This window comes from Thermostichus sp. MS-CIW-40 (genome assembly GCF_054058315.1).
Map to the genome: position 1 here is coordinate 1 of NZ_JBSSAC010000016.1, position 25,392 is coordinate 25,392.

Here is a 25,392-nt window from a genome sequence, read left to right on the forward strand (position 1 = left end):
AGACTTTTGACCAGCAAACCTATATGGAGGAGGGCTTTCCTCCCGACACCAAGCCTGCGGCTATGGTGCGGGCCTCCAGCCCGAAAATTTGGTGACTGGGGCCGGAGAATGAAGATAGGCTGGAAGCGAACGTTGGTGTTCATCCAGGCGAGCGGGGGAAAAAGATGAACGAGCCCATGTCGCCGTCAGTACGGGCGGCTATCGAGCGGATGAAGTCTCGCTTGCGCCTGACTCGTCGCTTCGGGTTTTGGTTCCAGGCGATCTTGGGGGCGACGGCGCTGCTGCTGTGGTTCGGCTTTTTAATCGGCCAAAATACCGTCTATCGAGATGACTCGCTGGGGGCTATCATCGCCTTCTGGTTCACCTTGTTTACATTGCTCACCCTGGCAGCCGGTCTATTTTTCAACTGGCGCTACTTGCTCCACGCGGAGCGCCGCTCAGCTTCTGCCGATGCCTTAAGCCAATTGGATCTGCCCAAGCAGTTGCAGTTGGTCACCTATATCAGCCTCATTGGGGCCTTCCTCGCTCTGATTGGTATGGAAGCCCAAGTGGGCGAGCTGTTGGCGCGCATGTTTTCCCGCACCCAGGCCAACCAGGTAACAGGAGTGCTGCTGCTGGCCGCCAATATCAATGTGACGTTTGCCCACTTCGTCTGCTTGGCAGGGGTTCTCTGGATTACCGGTGTCCTCGACCGCGAACCCTAGCGCCGGATCCCTGGCCCAGTTTTGGGAGTCATGTGGACAGTGGCGAGACGGCTTGTTGTTTTTATAGTCGTTTACAGTCGTTCCAGTTCAGGGCAAGACACCTGAGCTACTGTTCGCGCTAGCGGGACGGAGTCCTTGAAAGGCCTTCTGGCACGGTGCATTTAACGTTTTAGGCGTGGGTGCAGTGTCCTAGTTTGAATCGAAATGACCATAAATGGGCAAAGCAAAGAGCCCCCAACTTGGGAGATAAGCTGGGGGAAGCCCTTTAGGTTTGCTTGAGTTTTCTCCAGACCACCCAGGCCTTTGAGACCTTTGCGACCTCAGTAAAAGCAATGGCTTTACTTAAAGCCTACTGCCGCTTGCCAGACAAAAGCCAGCAGGAAAAACAGAACAGGGATGATCGGCAAAATGTCGATCAGCGGGTCAAACAATTCATAGCCTTCCGGCAAACTGGCCAGGAGCACCATCGCTGACATAGCAACAAACCTCAGGGGAAAATGCGGCTGAAGAAACTGCTTCTTTCAGAATTAAAATAGAGCTTAACATCATCCAGCAGGGATCCGGACTAAGTTCAAGAAATGTAAAGGAAGTGGCGACCTAGAGAACGCCAATGTTGGAGAGGCCCAAAACGACCCCCACTCCCAACAAATGGCCAAAGCTGGCAACCCCGATGACTTCTGGCCAGGTCATTCCCAGTACCGGCCCAGTCTCTGAGGCCACTCCAGAAGAGGATTTGAAGCTCAAGTAAGCCAGCCCTGTGCAGAGCAGAATGATCACGGCGTTCAGGGGGGACCAGGGGCTGGTTTGAGCGGTCAGAGCCAACAGCGCAACAACAGGCATCATGGTTTCCATCCTCAGCTCAGGTTAACCGACCCTTAGATTACCCCTCCTGCTGGGATCCCCTCGCAATCTGCACATGAATTGCAACAAAACCTCACACTACGGCTTTTCTCTGGCTTCAGGGGCAGTTTGCCGTTGCCGGGATCCTTCAGGAATCCTTGGCCAGGAGAGGAAGGTGCCCCCATGGCTGGGGTTGTGAGGAAAATAAGGCTTGGGCTGAGAAGCTGGGCAGGTCTCTGCCGTATACTAACGAAAGTTAACAAACTTATCTCTTCGATCTCTTTTCGGTGTGATGACTGGGACGCGCTGCCTCGACCCATCCTCTCTGTCTGCACTGTGCGCACCTAAGGATGGCTGCCGATGACTGTTGCTGCTACTGCTGAACCAGCCCAAAAACCTTTCGCATTGCCTCGTGAGCTGTTGGGGCCACCCTCGGAATTTTGGAATCCCACCTTGCTGATGTTTTTGGCTGCGGTGGTGCTTTCGGCCTCTTGCTTTGGCGGGTACGCCTTTTGGCACTGGCCCAAATGGATGGTGTTCTGGCTCAATTTTGTGGCCCTCTATGTTCTGGGCACGGTGATTCACGATGCTTCCCATGGCTCGGCCCACCGCAACCGCTTTCTGAACGAGGCACTCGGACACGGCTCTGCCCTGTTGCAGGGTTTTGTCTATCCCGTCTTTAAGCGGGTACACATGCAGCACCACGCCCACGTCAACCATCCTGAAGACGATCCAGATCACTATGTCTCAACGGGAGGGCCGCTGTGGCTGATCGCGCCGCGGTTTTTCTACCATGAGGTGTTTTTCTTTAAGCGGCAGCTCTGGCGGAAAGGTCGCTGGGATCTGCTGGAGTGGGGCTTGAGTCGGCTGGTGGTTATCCTGACCTTTGGTCTGGCCAGCTACTTCGGCTACACCGACTACATCATGAACTATTGGCTACCCCCTGCCTTTATCATGGGGTTCTTGCTGGGCTTGTTTTTTGACTACCTGCCCCATCGCCCTTTTCAATCCCAAGAGCGGTGGTACAATGCCCGCGTCTATCCCGGATGGCTGACCAACATTCTGCTGTTGGGGCAAAACTATCACCTGATCCACCATCTCTGGCCTTCTGTTCCCTGGTACAAATACCAAGCAGCCTACTGGGCAGCCAAACCTGAGCTGGACGCGCGCAACTGCCAGCAAACGCTGGGGATCTGGGAGAAGGGAGAGTTTTGGGGCTTTTTGTACGATGCTCTGATCGGTCTGCACTGGCACAAGCCCACTTCAGCTCACCCCGCTGCGCCAGCCAATCCAGAATCGGAGGGATCCCCTGCGGATCCACAGCTTGGCTAGCATGGTTTGGCCAACGCTGCAAGTCCCGCAGGTGCTGCTGTTTGTGGAAGCGGCCAGTCTGTTGCGAGATTCCAGCCGGGTTTTGCTGCAGGCCGGTCAGGCGACGGCAGATTTGCCGGAGTTGATTGCAGAAGCGCAGGCGCGGGCCGAAGTCCAGGTGCAGCTCCTTGGGATCCCCGCAGACTTGCGGGCACAGGTGCGAGGGATCCTCAGGTTGACCTCGCCCCAAGAGGTGCTGGCCTACTTGCAGGACTTGCTGGACAGGGGATCTGGCCCGGATTTGGAAGCCTTTTTGGAGCAGGCGGGATCCGCCTCTACAGTGCTGCGCTTCCCCCCCCTGTTGGTGGGGGCTGTGGCTCTGCAGGTGTTGCTGGAGCGGTTGGACTTTTCCCCAGAAGAGCGGGCTGTGGTGCAAGCCCAACGGGATCAATGGGAACAGGCCCTGGCGGAATTGGCCATCCACCACAGGGTTTCCCCAGAGCCGCTGCAGGCTGCTGCCGAGACGGTGCTGCGGGCGGCTTCAGCAGAGGAGCTGCTGCAACTGGGTCAGGATCTTTTTCAAGATCTCCAAGATCTCGCTGTTGCTGATTCTGAGCCAGAAGCCGAGCCTCAGGTGGAATTGGCGGGGCCTCTGCTGTTCATGATGGTGGCGGATTACCTGCTGGCCCAAACGGAGTATCCGCTGACCCCGGAGCAGCGGCTGGACTTGCAAACCAATCGCGCCGAGGCAGAAACCCGCTACTTGGCCATGCAAAAGTTGGGCCGCATTGAAAACTTGGCGGAGCAACAGGCTTATATTCGATCTTGGATTGACCAAGCTTCCGTACCGGATTTGCTGCAGGCTTTGGATCGCTTTTTTGCGGCGTCTGAACCCAACTCATGAGGCTCAGGGATCGCCGAAGATTTTGGATCCCCTATGCTGGAGTCAAAGGGATCCCACTTGAGGTGTGAAAGTGGACTGGGGCAGCCTGTTCTGGATTTTTCTGATCTTCAGCTCTTTGCAACCTCTGCTGAACCGTCGTGCCCAAGAGTTCCGGCGCTTGATGGCCATTCGGGAGTTGGAGCAAAAGCGGGGCAGCCGGGTGATTCTGCTCATTCACCGCCAGGAGTCGATCAGTTTTTTGGGGATCCCGGTTTCCCGCTACATCAGCATCGAGGACTCCGAACAGGTGTTGAGGGCAATTCGCCTTACCCCACCCAATACCCCGATTGATTTGATTTTGCATACCCCCGGTGGCCTGGTGCTGGCTACGGAGCAAATTGCCCGCGCCTTGATCCGCCATCCGGCCAAAGTGACAGTGTTTGTGCCCCACTACGCCATGTCGGGGGGGACGATGCTGGCCCTGGCCGCCGATGAAATCGTCATGGATGCCAATGCAGTCCTGGGGCCGGTGGATCCGCAGTTGGGGGGGTATGCTGCCGCCAGTATTCTGCAGGTGGTGGCGGATAAACCCATTGCCGAAATCGATGACCAAACCTTGATCCTGGCAGATCTGGCCCGCAAAGCGATGCAACAGGTACAGAACTTCGTGCGGGATCTCCTGAAGGACGATGTGCCCAAGCGCAAAATTGCCCCCGAACGCATCGAGCCCCTCATCCAGTACCTAACCAGTGGACAAGTTACCCACGACTACCCGATCACTGCCGAAGAAGCCCAAAGGTTGGGCCTGCCCATTTCTACTGAGTTGCCACCCCAAATCTATGCCCTGATGGACTTGTACCCACAGGCCACCATGGGCCGCCCTTCTGTACAGTACATCCCTATCCCCTATGATCCTCGCCCCTCTCTGCCCAGGGGGGGATCCCGCTCTGGCTTAGGGTGAACTCTTGGCGTAAGCTTCCATAGCTTCCAGGCGCAGCCCCCCTGCCCGGCGAAACAGCTCTTGTCCGGTGTGCAGGTGGCGATCGTCGAAGTTCAGGGGGAAATACTGCAGCTCCTCTAGAGCGTCCTCTAGGTGGTTGAGGGCGTAGTAGAGGCGAGAAGCCACTCCCCCCAGGCTGCTGGGATTGGGGAGGCGGCCAAAGATCTGCTGGGCTTGGGCCAGTTTCTGCGCACACTCTTCCAGATAGTCAGCAAAAGACTGCAACAGGTTGGGATCAAAGGGATCCGCCGCCAAAGCATTCAACTGAGGCTTTAGGGAAGACAACAAGGGCCCCAACACTCGGTTTAGAGGGGTGTAGACCTGTCGGATCCAGGCTGCACGGGCGATGGCTTCGTGGCTGACGGTTTCACGGGGGGATCCCGTCGGCTGGGGGCGGGGTGAGGTGCGGCTGGAGTGCAGTTGCCGATCGTATTCGCGGCGAGATTGGGGATCCTTGAGCACCGCGTAGGCAGCGTTGATCTGGCGGATGCGCTCAGCGGTGGCCCGATCTTTTTTGGCCAGCAGGCTATCGGGATGGTGATACTTGACCAAACGACGGTAGGCGGACTTGATCTCCTCCGCCGTCGCCCCCACGGAAACGCCCAAAACTTCGTAGTGGGATCCCACTCCCGATCCGCTCTCCATAACCCCTAGGCTTGCCGGAAAGAAAAGAAACTTCCACATTGTACCTGCAGCCTAGAATAAAGGTGAGTTTTCCGGTGCTGCCCCATGTCTTCTTCTCCACAGGGATCCCCCCATCCTTTCAGTGCCCTCTTGGGGGCCGCCATCGCCGTCAGTTTGGGCTACGGGTTCTTTCAACTGCTGCTCTCGATGTTGGCCAAGTTGCCGCCAATTGAGGTGGAGATTGGATCGTTGGCCCGCGGAATCAGCATTCTGGTGCGCTACCTGCTGGTCGGTTCCGTTTCCCTGATTGCCTTCATGTTTGCCATGGTGGGGTTGGGGCTGGCGGCCTATTGTGTGCAATTGCTGGGAGAGCGGCTGACCTCCTCTCAGCGCTGAACCTAGGGGCACAACCTCTGGCCGACTCGTTGGGCGTTTATCATGATGAGCCAGCTTCTTCTCAGCGCAGCACCACCTTGGGGGAGAGCAACAAAGTCAGGGATCCCTGGCGGTAGTCAATCCGGCCTTCGGCAAAGCGCACTTGGGCTAGGCCCGCTTTTTTGAGGGTGATCGCGTGGGCGTTGGCCGGGTTTAGACCAACAGCCGCTTGTACCCACAGGCTCAGATCCGGCTGGTGACCGACCAGAGCCAAAGACGCCAGAGGTTCCCGCTCTGCTTGCCAGCGCACCAGGTCAGCAAAACTGCCGCCCGGAGCCAGCGGTTCAAACACCTCCACAGCTTCGGCCAGGTTCTCGTCCAAAAAGATCTCAGCCGTCTGCCGAGCCCTCACCAGGGGACTGGTGAGCAGGAGATCCCACCTCCAGCCCATGTTCTTGAGCTGGCGGGCAATCTTGCGGCAGCGCCTGCGACCTTCGTCTGTAAGGGCCCGAAAGGCATCCTCGACTTCTGGCCGGGGTTCCTCGGCTATGCCATGGCGAATAAAATCCACAGCCAGCTCCTGCCGGGCAGCTTGCTTTTCTGCCGCACCCTGATAGTGCTCCGCACCGCTAACGCAAACGCCCTCCTGTTGTTCAAACCCAGAGACCATAGAACCCCGTCCTGTCAGCGCGAACGGCACTGTCAAATCTTGACTGCCAAATCTTGGAATAACTGTAACTCTCCCAGAATACTGTGGGAAAAAAGCCCACTCCCTCTACGGCAGCACTCCCGCGACAAAACCGGAAGTCATGAAGAAGACGAGGGGTTATGCAGTCGCTGGCTGACCAGAGTGCGCCCCTCCTGGGTGTAGAGCTGCCAGTAGTTCCAGTAGTTGCCAAACACGGACTTCACATAGCCCCGGGTTTCGGGGAAGGGGATCTGCTCCACAAACACGTCCGGATCCCCGAAGCCAAAGCGGTTCAGCCATCTGGCCACGTTGCCGGGGCCACCGTTGTAGCTGGCCAGGGCCAGCAAGGTGTTGTCTTGGTAAGTGCGGTGGGTGTAGTCGAAGTACCAGGATCCCAGGTAGAGATTGTCGGCGGGGTTGGTGAGGCTGTACTGGGCCAGGCCGATCTGCTGGGCAATCCAGCGGCCAGTAGCGGGCATCACCTGCATCAAGCCCAAAGCCCCCGAGGCCGAGACGATCTCTGGCTCAAAGCGGGATTCCTGCCGGATCAAAGCCGCCACCATCAAGGGATTGAGGTTAAATTGCCGTGACCAGTGGGCCAAGCCGGGTTGGGCGTAGGGATCCCCGCTCCAGGAATTGTCTGGGCCGGCATAGTAGTGCAGCGGATAGATGGCCTGCCAGAAATCTTGGCGCTGCCTCAACGTCTCCAGCAAGGGATCCGGCTCTTCGCTAAAGCGCAAAGCAGCCACCTGGTTAATGCCCCGCAGGTGATCTCCGGCGCTGTTGCGCAAAATGCCCGTGACAAAGCGCTCGGCAACGCTCATCTGGCGGGGATCCCGCTGCACGGGAGTTTCGCCCTGCCAGCGTTCCCAGGCCAGTTGGCTGGCTCCCATCAAATGCAGGGTTTGCGTAACTGCAGAGACCCCTGGCAACGGTTGGCGCACCGGCTGAAAATCCACCTCAACCCTTTTGCGCCCGCTGTAGAAATCCCCCACCGGCCAGCCCAGTTGCACTGCCGACCGCCAGCCGTAGTAGGTGTGGGGAAACTGACGCAGTACCTGCCGATAGGTCTGCCGAGCTGCAGCGACATCCCCCTGCTGTTCCCGCCATTTGCCCGCCCAGTAGAGCAGTTGTGCCCCCATTTCTGTATCCCGCTGGGCGGATCCGATCTGTTGGGCCAGGGCGATGGCTTGGCTGAGATTGCCTGCTTGTGCTTGGCTCCAGGCCACTGTCCAGGCGGCATTGGCTGCAGCTTCGCTGGCCGGAAAGCGATCCCAAAGGGCTTGCCGAGTAGCCTGGGCCGATTGGGGGCTGGCGTTGCGATCATAGAGCTGGCTGAGGCTAAGCAACGCCTCTGGAGCTTCTTTATCTGAGCCGGATCCCACCTGTCGGAGGAGTTCAATTGCCGTCGGCAGGTCGCTCAGTTCCGCCAAACGGCGGCGGGTGAGAGAAGCCTCTGGCCCATCGGGAAACTGTGCCAGCAGCGCTTGGTAAGCCGCTTTGGCCTGGGGAAACTCCCGCGAGATCTGGTGGCTGCGGCCCCAGCGGTAGAGGTTCTGAGAGGTGGCGGGGGCACGCCCATAGGCCCGGGCAGCTTTGCCGTACTCCCGTTGCTCCCAGTAGGCATCGGCGAGGATCTGCCAGTCGGAAGCCGTGAGGGATCCCTCCTGAGCCTGCCGCCAGCGATCCAGCAGCGGCGTTAGCCCAGGGGTTTGCGGGTGATGTTGGGCCAAATCCCGCAGCAGGTCATAGCGGTCGGGATCCAGCTCCAGCAAATGCTTGAGGGCACGTCCGGTCAGCGGATGGGTGGGAAATTGCTGCCGCAGCCGATCCACCTGGCCCATCCCCCAGAGGGCGTAGGCGGCCACAGGACTGTGGGGATATTCCTGCAAAATCTTGGGCCACCAGATCCCTTGGGCTGTTTCCTTGTCCTGCAACTGTTCATAGGCTTGGGCCCTGAGCTTCCAAATCTCTTCCCTCAGAACCGGCAGGCTCTCTTCCAGCCCCTGCAAATGCTTCAAGGCAGATTGCGCTTGGCCGGCCTGTAGCGCTGCATAGGCTTGCAGAAAGGCCACTGTGGAAGTTTGAGGCAGTTGCGCCGGATCCCTGTCTTCTGGTGCAGAGGCCACCTCCGCGGTTTCTGCCCAGGATGAGGTGTAGAAGCCCCAGACGGCCCCACCCAGAGCTGCTCCCGCTGCCAGCACACCGGCAGCCCATCTTATCCAGCGTCGTTTGCTGCCTGTCAGGATCCCCATGCTTTACCTCCCCACCACCTCTGAACTAAGATACTCAACCCGACTGCGTTGAGCCACCGGACGACTCGATACTTGCAACATGGCTGGAAAGCTCACCCAGCAAGCGGTCGCCGCGCATTGTGGCCAGGCGATAGGCAGGGAGAGATGCAACGATTTCTTCAAACTTCAAACGGCGGTGAAACGGCTCATTTCCCCAATTGCGCTGTCGGGCTTTCGCTGCGGTACACCTTGGCCCCGACACTGCGCAGCTTTTCATCAATGGCTTCGTAGCCCCGGTCGATGTAGTGCAATCCGTGGATCGTGGAGCAGCCTTCAGCCGCCAGACCGGCCAACACCAGGGCCGCACCCGCCCGCAGGTCGGTAGCCACCACCGGAGCGCCGGAAAGAGACGGCACCCCCCGGATCAGGGCCACTCGGTTCTTCAGGCGAATATCGGCTCCCATGCGGTTGAGCTCGGGAATGTGGTGCATGCGGTTTTCAAACACTGTCTCCTCAATGGTGCAACTGCCCTCGCTCAAGGCGGCCAAAGCCATGATCGGCGCCTGCACATCGGTGGGGAAACCGGGATAGGGCAGCGTTTGAATATCAGTTGCCTGACAGAGCCAGCCTGAGCTCAGTTGAGCTGGGGCAATGCGCAACCGGTTTGGGCCCTCTTCTTCCACCCGCAGACCCATGGCTTGCAACTTGGCGATCACCGCCCGCAGATGATCGGGAATAACAGGGCCAACTGTGAGGTGAGAGCGGGTAATGGCCCCGGCAATGAGATAGGTGCTGGCCTCAATGCGGTCGGGAATGACGGTGTACTCCGTTCCATGCAAGCGGGTCACCCCTACCACCACAACCGTATTGGTGCCGATACCGCGAATGCGGGCCCCCATGGCTTGACAAAAGCGGGCCAGATCCGCCACCTCCGGCTCTTGGGCGGCGTTCTCGATCACCGTTTCTCCATCCGCCAGCGTAGCGGCCATCATCAAGGTCTCGGTGGCACCGACGCTGGGATAGTCCAGGTAAATACGGGTTCCCAACAGTTTACGGGCATAGGCATGAACTACCCCATGCTCGATTTGGACCGTTGCCCCCAAGGCTTGCAGACCCCGCACATGCAGATCCACGGGACGAGACCCAATCGCACAGCCACCGGGCAGGGGAACTCTGGCCACCCCCAGCCGCGCCAACAGAGGCCCTATGATGAAAAAGCTGGCCCGCAACTGGCTGACCAATTCATAAGGGGCTTGAGAGGTTTTGAGGGAGCTGGCATCCAGGTCCAGGGTATTGCCAACATGGGAAACCTTAACTCCCAGCGTGGCCAGGATCTGCCCCATGCGTTCAATGTCCAGCAGACGCGGCACGTTGTGAATTCGACAGGCCTCAGGAGCCAAGATGGCCCCGGCCATCAGCGCCAAGGCAGAGTTTTTTGCCCCGCCAATAGGGATGTGGCCACTCAGGGTCTGCTTGCCAATGATTTTCAGCACTGGCCCCATCATCTCTGGCGCGGTTGCCATGCCGGTCTGGGGCGGCGTCAGGCCAGGCTCTAGGGGATCCGCCCCGCTGACGCGATTGTCAAAACCTTTCAATCTCCCTCCTCACCCACAAAAAATAGGCGAACCCTTCTCAGAGAATACTCTGGGGATCACAGCAGCGGCTAAACTCGCAAGCCAAATTGGGTGTGAGGAAGAAGTTCCCATGGCTGTGCTTCTATCCTGCAGCAGCGGACAGGGGAGCGGCTAGGCCAGTTCACCAGATGCAGGTTCTCAGCGAAGGCAACTGGGGGGCAGCCCAACAGCAGGGGGCGGTATGATGGATGCTCAGGGGAAGTGCTTGCAAGGAAAACAGGAAGGAGACAGCCGATGATTGCCACTCAAGTCTCTGCCCAAGAGTTGTTTCGGGCCGCCTATGAAAACCGCTACACCTGGGATCCCGCTTTCCCGGGCTACAGCGCCGAGGTCACCTATTGGGATGGGGAGCGCACATTCGTTGGGCAGGTGCGAGTGGGGGCAGACCTAAAGGCCACCGTTACGGGCGTAGAAGATGAGGAAGCTCGAAAAGCCATTCACAACCAACTCTGGGAGATTGCCATTCACCGGGTGCGCCGCAGCTTCGACGAGACCCATGGGAACAACACCTTCCGTTACGGCCAAACCCTGCCCGATGGCACAGTAGAGATCCTGGTGGGGGGCAAAGCCGAAGGGGATCGCTACCACGTGCGCGATAACCAGGTTACTATGGTGCACCGGCATATCCACGGAGTGGTGGTTACCATCCACACCTTCAGCAGCCACGATACCGGCGAAGGCTATCTTTCCCACCGCTACGATTCCGTCTATCACGATCCCCAAACGGGCGAGCAAAAAGGCGGGCGCAGCCAATTCGAGGATCTGTACACAAAAGTGGGCAAGTATTACATCCTCTCGGAGCGGCGTATCCAGACGGAGACGGAAACCGGCCCTGTGGAGAAGCGCTTCACCTTCAGCAACTTGACCTTGCTAGACGTTGGGGCGTGAGCGACCCGGCATTGCTCTCTGCGGGGTAGAGGGCCGGCTCTCCCGTTCGTCACTGTTGGGCAGCTACCGGGAGGCTGAGTTCACGCCCTTCTTGGCGGCCAAGCCTTTCTCGATAACGGGAAAGCCGATCTGTAGGCTTTCAAGCTTTGTTGCAGAACGATCCTGATACATTTACGCTGAACACTGCTGAACATCACTGTTCAACTATGCAGCGATAGCATTCTGTTTGTTTCCAAACAGAATGGCGGTATCCCGCAAAGCTTTGAGTAGAATACCCAAAGCGCAGTTTCCGTGTCGTCTTACTACCAATTTTCTGCTTTGCTTTGGCTACCCTGTTGGCAGACTCGAAAGTAAACAGAAAGATCAACTGGTAGTAATCCGTACTGAACATATTATACATTATTTTCAGTATAGTTGAGCTTATTATTGACTAGAGTCATGCTCCCGGTTAGAAAAAGCAAGAGAGCCTGAGCTATGCTTTGAATATTCTCCCGCCTGCGATTGGCATGGACAACACCACAGCAAGACCCGACCCGGATGCCGAAGCCCCCATTGGTGCCCCTGACCTGATCATTCGCCCCGCCCAACTGGGGGATCTGGAGGCTGTGGAAGAGATTTTGGCGCAAGCCTTTGATGAAGAGTACAGCAGCCGCTCGGTGGATATTCGTCGCCAAGTGCGGCGGTTGCGCCAGTGGTATGGGCCCCTGAAAACCCTGACCCTGTTTCCCAATCGCTTCCAGCACATGTTTACAGTGCATGTGGCGGAGCTGAAGGGCAAGATTCAGGGGGTGATTCAGGTTTCTCCCTTCAACCATTCCCGCAGCACCTGGCGGGTCGATCATATCGCAGTGGCGCCCTCTGCCCAGCGACAGGGGGTGGGATCCCGGCTGCTCAAGCACTGCATGGAGCACTTTCGGGAAGCTCGCACCTGGATCCTGGAGGTGAACATCCACAACAAGGGGGCAATGGCGCTCTACCGGCGCAACGGCTTCCAACCCTTGGCTCAGATCACCTACTGGTCGATTCCAGCCGATATTCTGGCAGCTCTCAGCCAGCACGAGCCCAAATTGCCCAACCTGGTGCCGGTGACCAACCGGGATGCCTATGCCATCTACCAACTGGATACGGGATCCATGCCGGCCACTGTGCGCCAGGTGTACGACCGTGAGGTGAACGATTTTCGCACTAGCCCACTGGATTGGCTTTTGGAGCAGGCCAAATGCGCCATTAGCCAGACGGAGCGGGTGGAAGTGTGTGTTTACGAGCCCGAACGCAAAACCGCCATCGGCTACTTCAACTTGAAGTTGGATCGCACCGGGCAGCAACCTCATGTGGCCAAGCTTACGGTTCACCCTGCCTACACTTGGCTTTACCCCGAACTCATGGCCAAGATGGCCCAGCTTACTCAGGCTCATCCGCCGCAATCTCTGGCCTTGGCCTCCACCGATTACCAGCCGGAACGGGAGGAGTTCTTGCTGAAGCTGGGAGCCCAGGATGTAGAGCGGACGTTGCTGATGTCGCGTTCGGTGTGGCACAAAATCCGCGAAAGCCGCCTCTTTACCTGGGATAGTGCTTATCTCAACGCGATGCTGCGGGGATTACAGGTGAAGCAGCCAGTGCCGGAGCGGTTTGAGGGGCCGCCGGAGGGCTGGGTAGAGCACCACTTTCATCCCATCAGCCCAACTGAGCCGGATCCCAGCTCTGGTCGCGTCAGCGGTGTGGAGTCTTCACCAGGGCTCTCCAGAGACTCCCAATCTGAGGCTTCTCCACCCCCTAGCTAAGGGAGAGAGAGCCCCAATCCTGGCTTGCTTGCACCTTGCGAAAAACGGATGAAAGACCCGAAGGGCAATTCTACTGCGGATCCCTCTTGGCGGGCGCTGATTCAGGCGGCACTGCACCGGAACCGTAGCGATCCCGGTGTGCGGTATTTGCAATTGGCCACGGTGGATCCCCAGGGGCATCCGCGCAACCGCACGGTCGTTTTCCGGGGGTTTTTGGGCGATACCGACCGCATTCAATTGGCGGTGGATAGTCGCAGCGAGAAGATCCGACAAATTGCCCACTGCCCCCAAGCCCAGATCTGCTGGTATTTCTGCAAAACCCGCGAGCAATTCCGCATCGCTGGCACCCTTGAGGCCATCGCCGCCGATCATCCGGATCCCCAGGCTCAGCGCCAGCGGCAGCAGTTGTGGCAACAGATATCGGAAAAAGGACGGCTCCTCTGGTTTTGGCCGGAACCCAAAGGGCCGCTCGCCCCGCCAGAGGCTTTTATTCAAGAGTTGCCGAAAGAGAAAGATCCGCTGCCTCCGCAGACCTTTGTGGCTTTACTGCTGGAGCCAACAGAGGTGGATCACTTGCAGCTTAAGGGGGATCAGATCTATCCCCAATTGCGGACGGTGTACGAGCGCACTTCCAAAGGGTGGCAGCGTCGGGCTGTGAATCCCTAAAAGGGATCCAAACTTGCTTAGCCTGGTCTGGAGTGGGGGATCCCTTCTTTCCTTGACGTTCCCCGAAAGCCCAAAGAATAGAGGAATGGACGTGTTAACGTAGCTGAACAATCCTGTTCTGCACGGTGGGGGGCGTTGCCCTCAGATGGAACTCTGTATGCGCATGCCTGGTCTATCGGTGGTAGGGCAACGGCTGATGCCTTTCCTCTAATCGACACGTATCACTTGGGCTTGCAGTGGTCTCGATGTGCGTCTTGATCTGGTCATTTTCTGCCTACATTGCTCGGGCTGTCGCCTCTCTTTTCGCTGGTGGGCCATCCATGAACAGGGCCTTGAGGGGCAAGGGATCCCTAGTGTTGTCTGCCGCTCTGGTTGGGGTAGGGGTTCTCGTGCAGGGATTGAGGGCACAGACTCTGGAGAAACCGATGCTGGAAGCCTTGGAAGATTCTGTTGAGGGGAATGTTATCCCTGTTCTGCACTCAGAACCTGCCTTGCCCCCCCAGGCTGCCCCCACCTCCGCCCGCACAGGATCCTTTCGTGTCGGCAATCGCACGCCCCATCCGGTTCGGCTGGTGATCTTGATGCGCAGCGGCGAACGGATGATCAATCCGGAAACGGCCCACTGGGACTTTGCCCCTGGAGAGGGGGGGAGCGAGGGATTGCTGCTGAGCTTGGGAGAGGAACCGCTGCAAATCGGCCCCGGAGACATTGTGGTGGCTTTCGCCCTGGATGGAACCCGCCGCTATTGGGGGCCCAATGTGGTGGGAGAGTCTCTGGCCCCGTTTTGGGATGGGGAGAGCGGCTCCTGGTCGATGATCTTGCAGCCTTAGGGTGCTCCGCGCGCAGCTTGGACATTTGCAGCGGTCACCTCAAACTCCTCTGGGGTAACTTCTCCATTCCTCACTCTTCTGGGCCAAAGGGGGAGGATCCAAGCAACAGAACATTTTGAGAACAGTCTCCAAACCATAGTCATTTCAAGCTAGATTGAGACACTCTCCAAGCGCTCTGTGCCGCTGCCGCGACCAACCCCAGCTCTTCTCCCAGAGAGAGAGGGAAGTTAGGGAACAATGCAACAGAAATGTTTCATTCCTGTTTAATAATGACCACACAAGTGGCTGCGCAGTTTATAGCTCTGTAGGGTGTTGGCCAGCAGCATCGTTACCGTCATCGGCCCTACGCCTCCCGGTACGGGCGTGATGGCAGCGGCCAACTCTTTGACCGCTTCATAGTCCACATCTCCCACCAATTGCTCGGCTCCGGTGGGGGTCTCGATGCGGTTGATGCCAACGTCGATGACCACCGCGCCGGATTTTACCATGTCTGCCCTCAATAGGCGGGGGCGGCCCACGGCCATCACCACAATGTCGGCGGCGCGGGTCACTTCTGCCAAGTCGGGGGTGCGGGAGTGGGCTAGGGTGACCGTCGCATCGGCGGCCAACAACATCAAGCTCAAGGGCTTGCCCACCAAGATGCTGCGACCGACCACCACTGCCTTTCGGCCTGCAATCGGGATCCCTTCTGCCTGCAACAGGCGCATCACGCCCAAAGGGGTACAACTGCGTAGGCCGGGCTCGCCGCGCAACAGCCGGCCCAGGTTGAGGGGATGGAGTCCATCCACATCTTTGTCGGGATTGATGGCCAGAAGGGGGGGGATGGGATCCCAGCCGGGGGGCAGGGGCAGTTGGACGAGGATGCCATCCACCCGCTCGTCCTGATTGAGTTGGTCGATGGTGTCGAGCAAATGGGCAGGGGAGTCTTGGGCGGAAAAATGTCGGCCAAAAGAAGCAATGCCCAACCGCTCACAGGCCCGCTCTTTGCCACGCACGTAAGCCGCACTGGCGGGATCCTCTCCAACCCGCAACACCGCCAATCCCGGTGGCCGCCCCACCTGGGGTATCCAAGCTTGCACTTGGGCGGCCATCTCCGCTTGCAAGCGGGCGGCTAAGGCTTTGCCATCGAGGATCTTTGCGGGCATGGGGGCGCAAGGATAAAGACAACCATCCAACGACCATCCATAGTGAAGCAGAATGGCGACAGCAGTGCAGGGGGAATGATCAGGTGGGATCCCTATGATTCGGGCAGGTCTTCTTCCTCTTGGCCCAATTGCTCGATGATGATCTCCACCTGCTGCCGCTTTTGCTCTAAAAAGTCCGCGCAGGTTTTCAGGGTTTGGGCGGCCTGTTGAAAGCGCTCCACCACCTCGGCCAGATCCAGTTCCCCCGACTCAATCTGGGCAATCAAAGTTTCCACTTCGGCAATGGCTGCTTCATAGCGCCACGGCTCCTCACGTTTGCGGCGGCTCATGGCTCTCCTCTACTCGTACCCATAGGCTTCCCGAGGCCAGTTGTATCATCAGGCGGGTTTGGGGAGGCAGGCGATGGGTGCGGATCAGGGATCCCTCTTCATCTCGCACCAAGGCATAGCCCCGTTTCAGAATGGCTTCGGGATCGAGCGCTTGGAGGCGATCTTGCAGGGCCTGTTGGTGCTGTTGGCGTTGCTGGAAGCGATGGCGCACGGCTTGGAGCAGGCGATGTTGGTGTTGGGTCAAGCGATCCTGAGCCTGTTGCAACAGCCGCTCTGGATGTACGTAAGCCAGGTGGTGTTGGGCCTGCTGCAAACGCTGCTGGGCCCTTTCCAAAGCTTGGCGAGTGCGTTCGATCAACTTCTGGCGCAACTGGGATCCCTGACGCTGCAATTCCCCCAGATCCGGCACGATCCGCTCGGCAGCTGCCGTTGGGGTATGGGCGGCGTAGTCGGCAGCGTAGTCAGCCAGGGTTTCATCCCGCTGGTGGCCAATCCCGGTGACCACCGGGATCCGACATTCGGCAATGGCTCGCACCACCCGCTCATCGTTAAAACAGGCCAAATCTTCGCTGGCTCCACCGCCCCGCGCCAAAAGAAGCACTTCCGCCCGCCCATCCTGTTCCACCCGGCGAATGGCCCGCACAATTGATTCCGGGGCCGCCTCCCCTTGCACTTGAGCTGGGGAGAACAGCACCCGTAGCCCGGGGTAGCGCTGGTTGAGGGTGCGCCGAATATCTCCCCAGCCGGCAGCGTGGGGGGAACTGACGACGGCAATGCACTGGGGATGAACAGGCAGAGGTCGTTGGTTATCGAACAAGCCCTCAGCACTGAGGCGGGCCTTGAGCTGTTGAAATCGCAACGCCAACAGCCCTTCCCCGGCAGGCAGCAATTGCCAGATGACGAGGCGATAGTGGCTGCCGCCGCTATAGATGCCAAGTTGCCCAAGGGCAAGCACCTGTTGCCCCACTTCCGGCCAGAAGCTGAGCCTGGAAGTTTGGCCCTGCCAGACCACCCCCTTGAGAACGTCACCGGTTTCCGGATCGACTAGGGTCAAGAACAGGTGGCCATTGCGGTTGCGCTGGCAACTGGAGACTTCCCCGCTCACCCACAGCCTGACCAAGTAGGGATCCCCGGCCAGCAGCGATTTCAAATAACGGGACACTCCCCCCACCGAGAGCAGGGGAGCTTCATCCGTGAGCAAAAACTCCATCCCACTGCTGCGGGCGGCTAAAGTCACTTCTGAAGGGACAGGATCGCGCATTTAGGGTTCTCGAATAGCGATGGGACTTGTCGGGATCCCATCTAGAATAGGCGACAACCGGGCGAGAGAGGAGGTGAGCTGGCGGGTGACCTTCGCCCAGTGGCTGGGGCTAGGGGCGCTGTTGGGCCTGCTAGTTCTGCTTTGGCAGATCCGGCAGATCCTGCTGTTGGTGTTCGCGGCCATTGTGTTGGCAGTAGCATTGGATACCTTGGCCCAGATCCCACAGCGCTACGGCTTTCGGCGTGGCCCCTCAATTGTCATCACCAGTTTGACGGTTTTGGTGGCCGCGATCTTGGTGGGGCTAATCGTGGTGCCCCCCCTGGCGGAGCAGTTGCGGCGGCTGTTTACCGATGGGGTGCCCGCCGGGATCGTGCAAGCGCAGCGGCTGTTCGAGAGCTTGATTCTCTCTTTGCCGACGGATATTGAGCTGCCGACGCTGCGGGAATTGGCCAATAGCTTGGTGCCCCAGGCCACCGAGTTGGTGCGACAGGTGCGCGACTTTTTCTCCGAGTCCTTCACTGCCTTTTTTGGCACCCTGCTCAACCTATTGTTTGTAATCATCCTCACCATTTTGTTGTTGGCGGATCCCCAAGCCTACAGTCGCGCTTTTGTCTCGGTTTTCCCGGCCTTTTACCGTCCCCGCATTCGCTACATCCTCAAGCGCTGTGAGCTGGCGCTGCGGGGCTGGCTGATGGGGATCCTGTTTACCAGCACCTTGGTGATGCTGCTGAGTGGGATCGGGCTGTGGATTTTGGGGGTGCCCCTGATCTTGGCCAATGCGGTGCTGGCGGGATTGTTCAACTTCATCCCCAATATCGGCCCCACCTTAAGCGTGGTAGCCCCCATGCTGGTAGCCCTCACGGATGCCCCTTGGAAGTCCTTGGCAGTGCTGGGGCTGTATATCCTGATCCAGCAGTTGGAAAGCAGCGTCTTCACCCCCATCGTTATGTCCCGACAGGTGTCGCTCCTGCCCGCCCTAACCCTAGTAGCTCAAGTTACTTCAGCCTTTTTCTTTGGGGTGCTGGGCCTGTTCCTGGCCGTGCCTTTGGCGGCAATCCTGCAGGTGTGGATTCAGGAGGTGCTAATTCGGGATGTCCTGGATCCCTGGCAGGGATCCCGATTGCGGCCCTTGCTCAAGTTGGAAAGTGGAGAGAACGGGATCCAAAGCTCCACCCAGGCGGAAAACCAGGATCCCATTCCGCGACCGCAATCGGTGCGAGAAGGTTGAGGGGGCAATGCTCCTGGCTTGGCTCAACCCCATCAGCTTAGCCACACGACCGGCCCTTCCATTGGGCAGGAATCGACGTTCTCCCCACGGCTAGAGCCGGGGGATTCTTTCCCGTCGCTCCACGCTCCTCGCGCTTGACCGGTGTGAGAACGCGACAACTGGCAACTGCGCACCCAGGCAGAGCGGCATCGGGGAAACAGTGAGGCCCACGGCCCGCTGCGCGAAGGGCATTCTATCAACTTTCTATCAACTCAAGGACTCCGTCCCGCTATTGCTCACCTGGCAAGGTTGGACTGTGGAGTCCCGGCGGGAAAAGCCGCAACCCCTGCTGGCGCACCCGCCGCTCCTGGAAGGGAATGGGGGTCACGCGCGGCAAAGGCGTAGCCACAGGCTGGGGAGTTGAAGTGGGCACAGCTTGCGGAGAGGGCTCTGGGCTGGGCTCAGGCGTAAGCTCAGGTTCGGGAGTGGCCACCACGGGCGGTGGCGTTGGAACAGCCGGGATCCCCTCTGGTGTCGGACGGGGGCGGCCCAGTTGAAAGCGCGGCTGGCGACGAGGTGCAAGCGTGGGCGTCGCCTCTGGCGTTGGAGTCGGAGTGGGTGTGGGTGTGGGCGTCGGGCTGGGTGTTGGAGTCGGAGTGGGTGTGGGTGTGGGCGTCGGAGTGGGCGTTGGCGTCGGAGTAGGAGTGGGCGTGGGTTCTGGAGTCGGGGTGGGCTCCGGTGTCGGAGTTGGGGTGGGCTCCGGTGTCGGAGTTGGGGTGGGCTCCGGTGTCGGAGTTGGGGTAGGGGTGGGCTGGGGCTGGACGATGGCCAGGGCCTCTTCGGCTTTTAGCTCCCCCCGAACCAGCTTGGAGAGGGTATCTTGGCCGCCAGGGGTGTAGGTGATCTCGCGGGCGGCGCTGTTGAACACATTGCGGATGGGATCCCCTTTGCTGTCCACCAGCTCCACCACCATCACATTGCGACCGGGTTTCAAGCCCTTCAGATAAAAGGACTCCCAGCGATCCAGCAGGCCGGACTGGCCGTTGAGGGTGTAGCGGATCCGCCAATCGCGGGGCAAGTCGGTCAGCAGGCTCTCCCGCACCGGGGCGTTGGCCAGCCAGAAATCCACCAGGATCGGCTCGGCCCCGTAGCTGCCGGTGGGGTGGTTGTAGGTGAGCAGGGGCAGTTGCGGCTGCGGCACGTACTCGGGGGTGGGAGCCAGCACGTGGAAGCTGACCTGGGCGTAGGCTTCAGAGTTTTTGAAGCTCTCGTACCAAGGTTTGCCGGCAAACACCCGCAGAGTATGGGATCCCGGCTCCAAATCCTTGAAAACGAGGGGAGCATCGGCATCGTAATGGGCGATGTAGGGCCGGTTGTCCAGCACCACGTGCAGATGAGGGCCAAGACCCAATTGCGGATCTTTGAAAAGTGGGTACCCTTGCACCGCGAAGCGAACGGTTACCTGCCGCTCTAACAACACCTCACCTGGCTTGGGGCTGAGGATCTGAACTTGCGGGCGACAATACTGCAAATGGGCATCCAGCTTGGCAATCTCCGGGGGAACCGGCACGCGCTCTAGCTGGGGAAGCTGTTCCTGCGGGGGTTCAGGCGGGGATCCCCCACAAGAGGCCAAAACGAGGGCGGTCAACAGACAGATCCACCATCTCAACAACCCCCACCTTCTCAACCTGGCATTTCCCGCGTGTTCTTGCATGAGCCTTACATCCCAATGCTCTTTGTATCCTGCCGAGCCGCAGACAAGCCATCCCCACATTACCAGCATGTGTCCTTTGGGGAAGATCCCTTCCCCCGCCCTAGAATGGGATCAACTGGCCTGGCTCCAGCCGGGTCGGAGACACTTTTGAGGTCGTGTATGGCTCTGTTGGCGATAACAGCTCTTGCGGGCATGGATCTGGCCCAGTGGCAAGCTCTGCTCAACAACGTGGCGTTTGCCATTTCTCTGGGGGCCATGCTGTTCTACTGGGGTGGGGCAGCTTTTCCCCAGGTGCAGCTTTTGGCCGAATTGGGCCTAGCGGGGATGATCGGGGCAAACTTGACGATGGCCGCCCTGTTGACGGCCCGCTGGATCGATGCAGGCTACTTCCCCTTGAGTAATCTGTACGAGTCTTTGTTTTTCCTGGCCTGGGGGATCACCGCTTTGCACCTGCTGGCCCTCCACTGGAGCCGCAGCCGCTGGGTGGGGGTCATGACCGCCCCAGTTGTAACCGGGATCGTAGCCTTTGCTGCCTTGGTGCTGCCGGAAGATATGCAGGTAGCCCAGCCCCTCGTGCCGGCTTTGCAATCCAACTGGCTGATGATGCACGTGACTGTGATGTTGCTGGCCTACGCGGCGCTGCTGGTGGGATCCCTTCTCTCCATCAGCTTTCTCATCGTCACTCGCGGTCAGGAAGTGCATCTCAAGGGCAACTCCCTCGGCCTGCAATTTCGCCCTCCCCAACCCCAAACCCATCCCGAATGGGCGGAAGCCACCCTGCCTTCCCCGGCTTCAGAACTGGCCTACGCCGGCCTCCGCTCCCCCCGTCCTGCCCCCTCGTCCGCTGAACTCCCCCCCCAACCGGCCCCCGAAGGGATCCCCTGGCAACGGCTGAGCCTGGCAGAAATCTTGGACAACACCAGCTACCGGCTGATCGGGCTGGGGTTCCCCCTGCTCACCATCGGCATTATTGCCGGCGCCGTTTGGGCCAACGAAGCCTGGGGTACCTACTGGAGCTGGGATCCGAAAGAAACCTGGGCCTTGATTACCTGGTTGGTCTTTGCCGCCTATTTGCATGCCCGCATCACCAAAGGCTGGCAAGGCAGACGCCCCGCCCTCTTGGCCAGCTTGGGTTTTGGAGTGGTTTGGGTATGTTACCTGGGGGTCAACTTTCTGGGCAAAGGCTTACACAGTTATGGCTGGTTTTTCTGAGGGAATTTTTCTCAAAAACCGGCCCGAGTTTATGGGTATTCTGGTGCTGGCAAGCCGTAGTGGATCCCTTCGAGGAGAAAAACGATGCGACTGTTCAACTACCTGATCTTGTTTTCAGCCCTCCTGGCCATTGCCCTCTTTGCCATGCAAAACGCCACCCCGGTCACGGTTACTTTTGCCCCCGGCGTCAGCGTTGAAAGCCCTCTGGTGATGGAACTTCTGGCATCTGCCGGGATTGGGGCCGCCCTCGCCTGGCTGTATAGCCTCTGGATGCGCGTACAGTTCAGCATCGAAGCCCGGGAAAAAAATCGGCAACTGCAGGAGAAGGAGGTCACCATCACCGAACTCAAGGAAATGGTGGTGGAGCTGGAAGCCAAAGTGAAGCAACTGCCTCCCAGCAAGCGTGCCGAACCCCAAGAGGACATCCAGGATGTGAAAGAAGTGGCCACCGAGGGATCCCCTGCCTAAAATTCCCAGGTTGACCCACAGGCCGTTGAGGTAGAATTGAACTTCTACTTGCCCCTCTCCCTAGCTCATACTTCCTATGCAGGTTATCCAAGAAAAACGCCCTGGCAGCCGGGTCGGTCTCAAAATCGTGGTAGAAGCCGACCGGGTGAAGCGCTCCTACGAAAAAACCTTGCGTCAACTGGAGCAGAATATCCAAATTCCGGGATTCCGCAAGGGCAAGGCCCCCCGCAATCTTGTTGTGCGGCAGGTGGGCCGCGAGCGCATCATGGCCAGTGCTGTGGATGACCTGATCAGCGAGGCCATTCAACAGGCTTTCAAGGAAGCTCAGCTCACCCCCATCAGTCGGTTCGAGCTGGATGATGAGGTGGGTCAGCTCTTGGCTCAGTTCAACCCCGAAGCAGACTTCAGCTTCTCAGGATATGTTGAGGTGTACCCCGAAGCCCGCGTTGGCCAATACAAAGGGCTGACCGTTACGGCAACCCGTGTTGACGTCAAGCCTGAGCAAATTGACCAGCTCATCGACCGATGGCGGGATCAGCGGGCCACCCTCTTGCCGGTAGAAGATCGGCCTGGTCAGTTGGGGGATGTGGTGGTGATCGATTTTGAGGCCCGCGATGCAGAAGGCAATCCCCTCGACGAGATGACCACCCAGGACTTCCAGCTGGAACTCAAGGAAGACAACTTCATCCCCGGTTTTGTGGCGGGCATCGTGGGCATGCAGCTCGACGAAACCAAGGAGATCGCAGCCACCTTCCCCGACGACTACTTCAGAAAAGAGTTGGCCGGGAAAACGGTTACCTTCACTGTCTGCCTGAGGGAGATCAAGGCCAAAGAGCTGCCCGAATTGGATGATGCCTTTGTGCAAGAGATCAGCAGCTTCCAAACGGTAGCCGAGTTGCGGGAACACCTGCAAAAGCGCCTCGAACAGGATGCCCTGATACAATCTGAGGAGAACCTGGAAACCGCCATCCTCAACGCCATCTTGGAGACTACTGAGGTGGATTTGCCGGAAACCCTCATCGAACAAGAAACGACACAACTGCTGGCCCAGAGTCTCCAGGCCCTGCGGCAGGAAGGCATCAAGCCGGGGGAGCTCCGTAAGTTCTTGTCCGAGTTGCCTCCCGAAACCCTTAACCAGTTGAAAGAGCGCCACCGACCCGAAGCCATCGACCGGCTGCGGCGCACCTTGGCCCTGAGCGCCATCGTTCGGCAAGAGCAAATTGCCGTAGGTTCCACGGAGTTGGACGTGGAGGTGGAAGAGGTGATGGCGGCCTATGCCCAGCAAGGCCAAAAGCTGGATCGGGAACGAGTACGCCGAGTACGCCAAGCCGTCTATGAAAGCTTGCTGACCAACAAGGTGATGGCTTGGCTGAAGTCTCAGACCACGGTCAACTGGGTCGATAGCGAGGGGAATCCAACCCAGGCGCCCACTTCTTTGGCAGGCTCGGAGGAGAAGGTTGCAGTGCCAGAGGCCGAGTTTGAGGCCGATGAGCCAGAAGCAGAGGTATCTGGGATCCCTGAGGCCGTTGAATCCTCATCAGAGACGGCTACGGGGGCGGAAACGGATGGAGAAGCTGCAGCTGCGGAAGCCGAGCCAGCTACAGAAAAGGCTGTAGAAGCATCCCCTGCTGAAACCGTCTCAGCCTCTGCGGCAGAGGCAACGCTCCCAGTTGAGGAGAAAGCGGCAGAGACCGCTACAGAGATCCCGGCAGCAGAAAAGCCCAAGCCGAGCAAAAAGGACAAAAAAGGCAAGTGAATGCGCTGGGGATTTTCTGGCTGAGGGCATTTCCTTCAAAAGCAAGGGGGCGCAGCCCCTAGTGTTCCAAGTCGCAAAAAATAGATATCTACCACTGCTGGCAGTGGCAAAGGGGAGCGTTTAGGGTTTATCCTATTCGCAACATCTGCAAGAGGGCAGGCTGCCATGAAGGGATTTGCGCGCGTACTTGGGGCTTGGGGGATCCTCACCCTGATCGCCGGGATCTCGCCCGGCAGCGCCGTGGGCCAATCGGCCTTGCCTCCTGTGCCCATCATGCCCTCGGATCCCCAAGGTTCGTTTCCCGATCCAGGGATCCAGGCAGCTCCTTCGCTTCCCCGTGAGCCGGTCGGGCTGGATCTCCGCCATCTGGTGGGATTGTTCATCAACGAGTCTTGGGGGGCGGGCAGCCAAGCTGCTGCGGTTAGTTACAACGACCTCTACACCCGCCTGTTGGCCCGAAGCTACGGGGATCCCCGCCCCCCCATTGAGGTGGAGTACGAGTTCATTCAAGAGATCCTGCGGGAGTATGGGGATCCCGCCGATCGCTTCTGGGATCCGCAAGCTTTCAAGGACTTGCTCAACCGTCCCCGTCCTCCCGTACAAGCCCGCGGGATTGGCCCGCGCCAGGTTTATTTGGCAGTGCCGGATCTCACCCCAGCCACGGCTCAGCAGATCCGCCAAACCCTCTACACCCAAGACTACAGCCAGGGCATTGTCCTCGACCTGCGCGGAGCTGTGGGCTACGACCCCCAAGTGGTGGCCGATGTGGCGCGCCTATTTCTGCCCCGCTCCGTCCAGCCGCTGCTGATTACCGAAGACCGATTCGGGCAGCCCACCCTCTGGAACAGCGAAAATCTGCCCATTGCCGCCGGGATCCCGTTGGCCGTTCTGGTGGATGGCAACACCCGCCAGGGGGCCACCCTCCTGGCTGCCCAGTTGGGAGCCAGCGGCAGCACCCTCATTTTGGGGCAGCCCACCCAGGGCAGCGAACGACAAACCCGCTTCTTTGCCCTTCCCTCCGGCGCGGCGGTGGAACTGGCCGTGGCCACCTGGAAGACAGGAGATGGTCGCTCTTTGGAGCGGGGTCTGGTGCCCTTGCAGACCGTGGAAGGAGGTGACAATGCTTGGCTGAATGCCGGCCTGCAAGCGCTGGCCTTGCCCCCCCGGCGACCTGCCCTGCCCCCACGGCCTACAGTGCTGGTGCAAGAGGGTCGAGTCGGTCGCTTTGAGCTGGGCATGGATACCCGCAACGTCGATACCCACCTGCTGGGCAATGTCGATCAGATCCCAGCGGCCTCTGGAGCCAATGTGTTTCAGCCCAACAGCGACTTGAAGATCTTTTACCTACAAGACTACATCCTCTTCACCTACCGTCATCCGGGCATTGTGGATAGCTTTTTCGCCAACCGCATCTACACCACCCACCCGGAAGCCATGACCGGCGAAGGGATCCGCATCGGCTCCACCTATTCGGAAGTGATCGCCGTTTACGGCGGGCCCGGCGAGAACGGCTACAACGAGGTGGTACCCTATCCCAAGGGAAGCCGAGAATATCTGCGCGACGACCGCTACTACGTCAACTACGATGCCCTGGGCCTGGCCTTTGCCTTTGAGGTGGGATCCAACCAGGTCACGGCCATTGGCCTGTTCAAGCCGGGGAGCTGAAGGCGAGGGCAACTGGGGAATCTCTGTTGGCTTGCCAGAGGGTTCGGGGATCCCGTTCATCTCCACGTTGTCCCCTGCCGGAGAAAAGTTAATCGATTGTTAATCTTTTTGTCCTGATCTCTCAACATCGCCCGGAGCGATGCGGTAGATTAGTGCAGCAACCCCCGCAAAGGGGAT

24 protein-coding genes are annotated in these 25,392 nt (G+C 59.0%); 14 read left to right on the plus strand and 10 right to left on the minus strand.

The features are described 5' to 3' along the window. The first annotated feature begins 164 nt into the window (after nt 1-164). Nucleotides 165-704: a DUF3611 family protein gene (locus tag ACVWXF_RS06830; RefSeq protein WP_457474000.1), complete on the plus strand. Its 540-nt coding sequence runs from the start codon at nt 165-167 to the stop codon at nt 702-704. A gap of 338 nt (nt 705-1,042) precedes the next feature. Here the strand turns inward: ACVWXF_RS06830 and ACVWXF_RS06835 are convergent, their stop codons facing one another. Then, nucleotides 1,043-1,180: a photosystem II reaction center protein K gene (locus ACVWXF_RS06835; protein ID WP_414332566.1), complete on the minus strand. Its 138-nt coding sequence runs from the start codon at nt 1,178-1,180 to the stop codon at nt 1,043-1,045. A 121-nt stretch (nt 1,181-1,301) separates the two neighbouring features. After that, on the minus strand, nt 1,302-1,547 hold the full coding sequence (gene psaK, locus ACVWXF_RS06840; RefSeq protein ID WP_011431775.1) for a photosystem I reaction center subunit PsaK: 246 nt from the start codon (nt 1,545-1,547) through the stop codon (nt 1,302-1,304). A gap of 357 nt (nt 1,548-1,904) precedes the next feature. Between psaK and ACVWXF_RS06845 the strand changes: the two genes are divergently transcribed. The 3 genes from ACVWXF_RS06845 (at nt 1,905) to ACVWXF_RS06855 (ending at nt 4,699) form a co-directional block, all read left to right on the plus strand. Then, entirely contained in the window at nt 1,905-2,876 is a 972-nt protein-coding gene (locus ACVWXF_RS06845) for a fatty acid desaturase (RefSeq protein WP_011431774.1), read from the plus strand. Between the two features lies 1 nt (nt 2,877). Continuing rightward, complete coding sequence (locus ACVWXF_RS06850; protein WP_457474021.1) at nt 2,878-3,759, plus strand: hypothetical protein; 882 nt, start codon at nt 2,878-2,880, stop codon at nt 3,757-3,759. A 70-nt stretch (nt 3,760-3,829) separates the two neighbouring features. Further along, nucleotides 3,830-4,699, plus strand: coding sequence for an SDH family Clp fold serine proteinase (locus ACVWXF_RS06855; protein ID WP_414350282.1), 870 nt, complete (start codon nt 3,830-3,832; stop codon nt 4,697-4,699). On the opposite strand, the gene ACVWXF_RS06860 is transcribed toward ACVWXF_RS06855, so the two are convergent. Continuing rightward, nucleotides 4,691-5,383, minus strand: coding sequence for a J domain-containing protein (locus ACVWXF_RS06860; protein WP_457474001.1), 693 nt, complete (start codon nt 5,381-5,383; stop codon nt 4,691-4,693). The genes ACVWXF_RS06855 and ACVWXF_RS06860 overlap by 9 nt on opposite strands. Before the next feature lie 84 nt (nt 5,384-5,467). On the opposite strand from ACVWXF_RS06860, the gene ACVWXF_RS06865 reads away from it, so the two are divergent. Beyond that, the gene (locus ACVWXF_RS06865) at nt 5,468-5,758 is read left to right on the plus strand and encodes a DUF3082 domain-containing protein (RefSeq protein ID WP_414408575.1); all 291 of its coding nucleotides are present in this window, start codon (nt 5,468-5,470) and stop codon (nt 5,756-5,758) included. 61 nt (nt 5,759-5,819) lie between these two features. On the opposite strand, the gene sixA is transcribed toward ACVWXF_RS06865, so the two are convergent. The 3 genes from sixA to murA form a co-directional block, all read right to left on the minus strand. Beyond that, nucleotides 5,820-6,407 (minus strand): phosphohistidine phosphatase SixA, encoded by a 588-nt coding sequence (gene sixA / locus ACVWXF_RS06870; RefSeq protein ID WP_414408574.1) that lies wholly within the window; start codon nt 6,405-6,407, stop codon nt 5,820-5,822. A gap of 137 nt (nt 6,408-6,544) precedes the next feature. Further along, nucleotides 6,545-8,680, minus strand: a complete 2,136-nt coding sequence (locus ACVWXF_RS06875) for a lytic transglycosylase domain-containing protein (protein ID WP_457474002.1) — start codon at nt 8,678-8,680, stop codon at nt 6,545-6,547. Between the two features lie 185 nt (nt 8,681-8,865). Continuing rightward, nucleotides 8,866-10,182: a UDP-N-acetylglucosamine 1-carboxyvinyltransferase gene (gene murA / locus ACVWXF_RS06880; protein WP_457474022.1), complete on the minus strand. Its 1,317-nt coding sequence runs from the start codon at nt 10,180-10,182 to the stop codon at nt 8,866-8,868. Nucleotides 10,183-10,527: 345 nt separating this feature from the next. On the opposite strand from murA, the gene ACVWXF_RS06885 reads away from it, so the two are divergent. From ACVWXF_RS06885 to ACVWXF_RS06900, 4 genes are all read left to right on the plus strand, one after another. Continuing rightward, entirely contained in the window at nt 10,528-11,181 is a 654-nt protein-coding gene (locus tag ACVWXF_RS06885; RefSeq protein ID WP_414422439.1) for a DUF3386 domain-containing protein, read from the plus strand. A 506-nt stretch (nt 11,182-11,687) separates the two neighbouring features. After that, on the plus strand, nt 11,688-12,962 hold the full coding sequence (locus tag ACVWXF_RS06890; protein WP_457474003.1) for a GNAT family N-acetyltransferase: 1,275 nt from the start codon (nt 11,688-11,690) through the stop codon (nt 12,960-12,962). Nucleotides 12,963-13,010: 48 nt separating this feature from the next. Then, nucleotides 13,011-13,628 carry an Npun_F5749 family FMN-dependent PPOX-type flavoprotein gene (locus ACVWXF_RS06895; RefSeq protein ID WP_414423877.1) on the plus strand — a complete coding sequence of 206 codons (618 nt, stop codon included), beginning with the start codon at nt 13,011-13,013 and terminating at the stop codon, nt 13,626-13,628. Nucleotides 13,629-13,948: 320 nt separating this feature from the next. Then, entirely contained in the window at nt 13,949-14,458 is a 510-nt protein-coding gene (locus tag ACVWXF_RS06900; protein ID WP_457474004.1) for a hypothetical protein, read from the plus strand. 263 nt (nt 14,459-14,721) lie between these two features. Here ACVWXF_RS06900 and folD read toward each other — a convergent pair whose 3' ends face one another. From folD to xseA, 3 genes are all read right to left on the minus strand, one after another. After that, on the minus strand, nt 14,722-15,603 hold the full coding sequence (gene folD, locus ACVWXF_RS06905; protein WP_457474005.1) for a bifunctional methylenetetrahydrofolate dehydrogenase/methenyltetrahydrofolate cyclohydrolase FolD: 882 nt from the start codon (nt 15,601-15,603) through the stop codon (nt 14,722-14,724). Nucleotides 15,604-15,695: 92 nt separating this feature from the next. Beyond that, nucleotides 15,696-15,932 (minus strand): exodeoxyribonuclease VII small subunit, encoded by a 237-nt coding sequence (gene xseB, locus ACVWXF_RS06910; RefSeq protein WP_011431761.1) that lies wholly within the window; start codon nt 15,930-15,932, stop codon nt 15,696-15,698. Next, a complete protein-coding gene (gene xseA, locus ACVWXF_RS06915) occupies nt 15,913-17,142 on the minus strand; it encodes an exodeoxyribonuclease VII large subunit (RefSeq protein ID WP_457474023.1) in 1,230 nt (409 codons plus the stop codon). The genes xseB and xseA overlap by 20 nt, the downstream gene beginning before the upstream one ends. 124 nt (nt 17,143-17,266) lie before the next feature. Between xseA and ACVWXF_RS06920 the strand changes: the two genes are divergently transcribed. Then, on the plus strand, nt 17,267-18,421 hold the full coding sequence (locus ACVWXF_RS06920) for an AI-2E family transporter (RefSeq protein WP_457474006.1): 1,155 nt from the start codon (nt 17,267-17,269) through the stop codon (nt 18,419-18,421). Nucleotides 18,422-18,689: 268 nt separating this feature from the next. On the opposite strand, the gene ACVWXF_RS06925 is transcribed toward ACVWXF_RS06920, so the two are convergent. Next, nucleotides 18,690-20,048: a hypothetical protein gene (locus tag ACVWXF_RS06925; RefSeq protein ID WP_457474007.1), complete on the minus strand. Its 1,359-nt coding sequence runs from the start codon at nt 20,046-20,048 to the stop codon at nt 18,690-18,692. 225 nt (nt 20,049-20,273) lie between these two features. Here ACVWXF_RS06925 and ccsB point away from each other — a divergent pair, with 225 nt between their 5' ends. The 4 genes from ccsB to ACVWXF_RS06945 all read left to right on the plus strand — a co-directional run bounded on the left by ccsB (nt 20,274) and on the right by ACVWXF_RS06945 (nt 25,215). Next, complete coding sequence (gene ccsB, locus ACVWXF_RS06930; RefSeq protein ID WP_457388776.1) at nt 20,274-21,326, plus strand: c-type cytochrome biogenesis protein CcsB; 1,053 nt, start codon at nt 20,274-20,276, stop codon at nt 21,324-21,326. A gap of 84 nt (nt 21,327-21,410) precedes the next feature. After that, nucleotides 21,411-21,794, plus strand: coding sequence for a LapA family protein (locus ACVWXF_RS06935; protein WP_011431755.1), 384 nt, complete (start codon nt 21,411-21,413; stop codon nt 21,792-21,794). 76 nt (nt 21,795-21,870) lie between these two features. After that, a complete protein-coding gene (gene tig / locus ACVWXF_RS06940) occupies nt 21,871-23,550 on the plus strand; it encodes a trigger factor (RefSeq protein ID WP_457474008.1) in 1,680 nt (559 codons plus the stop codon). A gap of 165 nt (nt 23,551-23,715) precedes the next feature. After that, the gene (locus ACVWXF_RS06945; protein ID WP_457474009.1) at nt 23,716-25,215 is read left to right on the plus strand and encodes a S41 family peptidase; all 1,500 of its coding nucleotides are present in this window, start codon (nt 23,716-23,718) and stop codon (nt 25,213-25,215) included. Nucleotides 25,216-25,392 lie beyond the last annotated feature (177 nt).

What these genes read in the sequence shown, in the direction of transcription:
- ACVWXF_RS06830 (WP_457474000.1), top strand. Translation starts at nt 165, where the DNA reads ATGAACGAGCCCATGTCGCCGTCAGTACGGGCGGCTATCGAGCGGATG.
- ACVWXF_RS06835 (WP_414332566.1), bottom strand. Translation starts at nt 1,180, where the DNA reads ATGTCAGCGATGGTGCTCCTGGCCAGTTTGCCGGAAGGCTATGAATTG.
- psaK (WP_011431775.1), bottom strand. Translation starts at nt 1,547, where the DNA reads ATGATGCCTGTTGTTGCGCTGTTGGCTCTGACCGCTCAAACCAGCCCC.
- ACVWXF_RS06845 (WP_011431774.1), top strand. Translation starts at nt 1,905, where the DNA reads ATGACTGTTGCTGCTACTGCTGAACCAGCCCAAAAACCTTTCGCATTG.
- ACVWXF_RS06850 (WP_457474021.1), top strand. Translation starts at nt 2,878, where the DNA reads ATGGTTTGGCCAACGCTGCAAGTCCCGCAGGTGCTGCTGTTTGTGGAA.
- ACVWXF_RS06860 (WP_457474001.1), bottom strand. Translation starts at nt 5,383, where the DNA reads ATGGAGAGCGGATCGGGAGTGGGATCCCACTACGAAGTTTTGGGCGTT.
- ACVWXF_RS06865 (WP_414408575.1), top strand. Translation starts at nt 5,468, where the DNA reads ATGTCTTCTTCTCCACAGGGATCCCCCCATCCTTTCAGTGCCCTCTTG.
- sixA (WP_414408574.1), bottom strand. Translation starts at nt 6,407, where the DNA reads ATGGTCTCTGGGTTTGAACAACAGGAGGGCGTTTGCGTTAGCGGTGCG.
- ACVWXF_RS06875 (WP_457474002.1), bottom strand. Translation starts at nt 8,680, where the DNA reads ATGGGGATCCTGACAGGCAGCAAACGACGCTGGATAAGATGGGCTGCC.
- murA (WP_457474022.1), bottom strand. Translation starts at nt 10,182, where the DNA reads ATGGCAACCGCGCCAGAGATGATGGGGCCAGTGCTGAAAATCATTGGC.
- ACVWXF_RS06885 (WP_414422439.1), top strand. Translation starts at nt 10,528, where the DNA reads ATGATTGCCACTCAAGTCTCTGCCCAAGAGTTGTTTCGGGCCGCCTAT.
- ACVWXF_RS06890 (WP_457474003.1), top strand. Translation starts at nt 11,688, where the DNA reads ATGGACAACACCACAGCAAGACCCGACCCGGATGCCGAAGCCCCCATT.
- ACVWXF_RS06895 (WP_414423877.1), top strand. Translation starts at nt 13,011, where the DNA reads ATGAAAGACCCGAAGGGCAATTCTACTGCGGATCCCTCTTGGCGGGCG.
- ACVWXF_RS06900 (WP_457474004.1), top strand. Translation starts at nt 13,949, where the DNA reads ATGAACAGGGCCTTGAGGGGCAAGGGATCCCTAGTGTTGTCTGCCGCT.
- folD (WP_457474005.1), bottom strand. Translation starts at nt 15,603, where the DNA reads ATGCCCGCAAAGATCCTCGATGGCAAAGCCTTAGCCGCCCGCTTGCAA.
- xseB (WP_011431761.1), bottom strand. Translation starts at nt 15,932, where the DNA reads ATGAGCCGCCGCAAACGTGAGGAGCCGTGGCGCTATGAAGCAGCCATT.
- xseA (WP_457474023.1), bottom strand. Translation starts at nt 17,142, where the DNA reads ATGGAGTTTTTGCTCACGGATGAAGCTCCCCTGCTCTCGGTGGGGGGA.
- ccsB (WP_457388776.1), top strand. Translation starts at nt 20,274, where the DNA reads ATGGCTCTGTTGGCGATAACAGCTCTTGCGGGCATGGATCTGGCCCAG.
- ACVWXF_RS06935 (WP_011431755.1), top strand. Translation starts at nt 21,411, where the DNA reads ATGCGACTGTTCAACTACCTGATCTTGTTTTCAGCCCTCCTGGCCATT.
- tig (WP_457474008.1), top strand. Translation starts at nt 21,871, where the DNA reads ATGCAGGTTATCCAAGAAAAACGCCCTGGCAGCCGGGTCGGTCTCAAA.
- ACVWXF_RS06945 (WP_457474009.1), top strand. Translation starts at nt 23,716, where the DNA reads ATGAAGGGATTTGCGCGCGTACTTGGGGCTTGGGGGATCCTCACCCTG.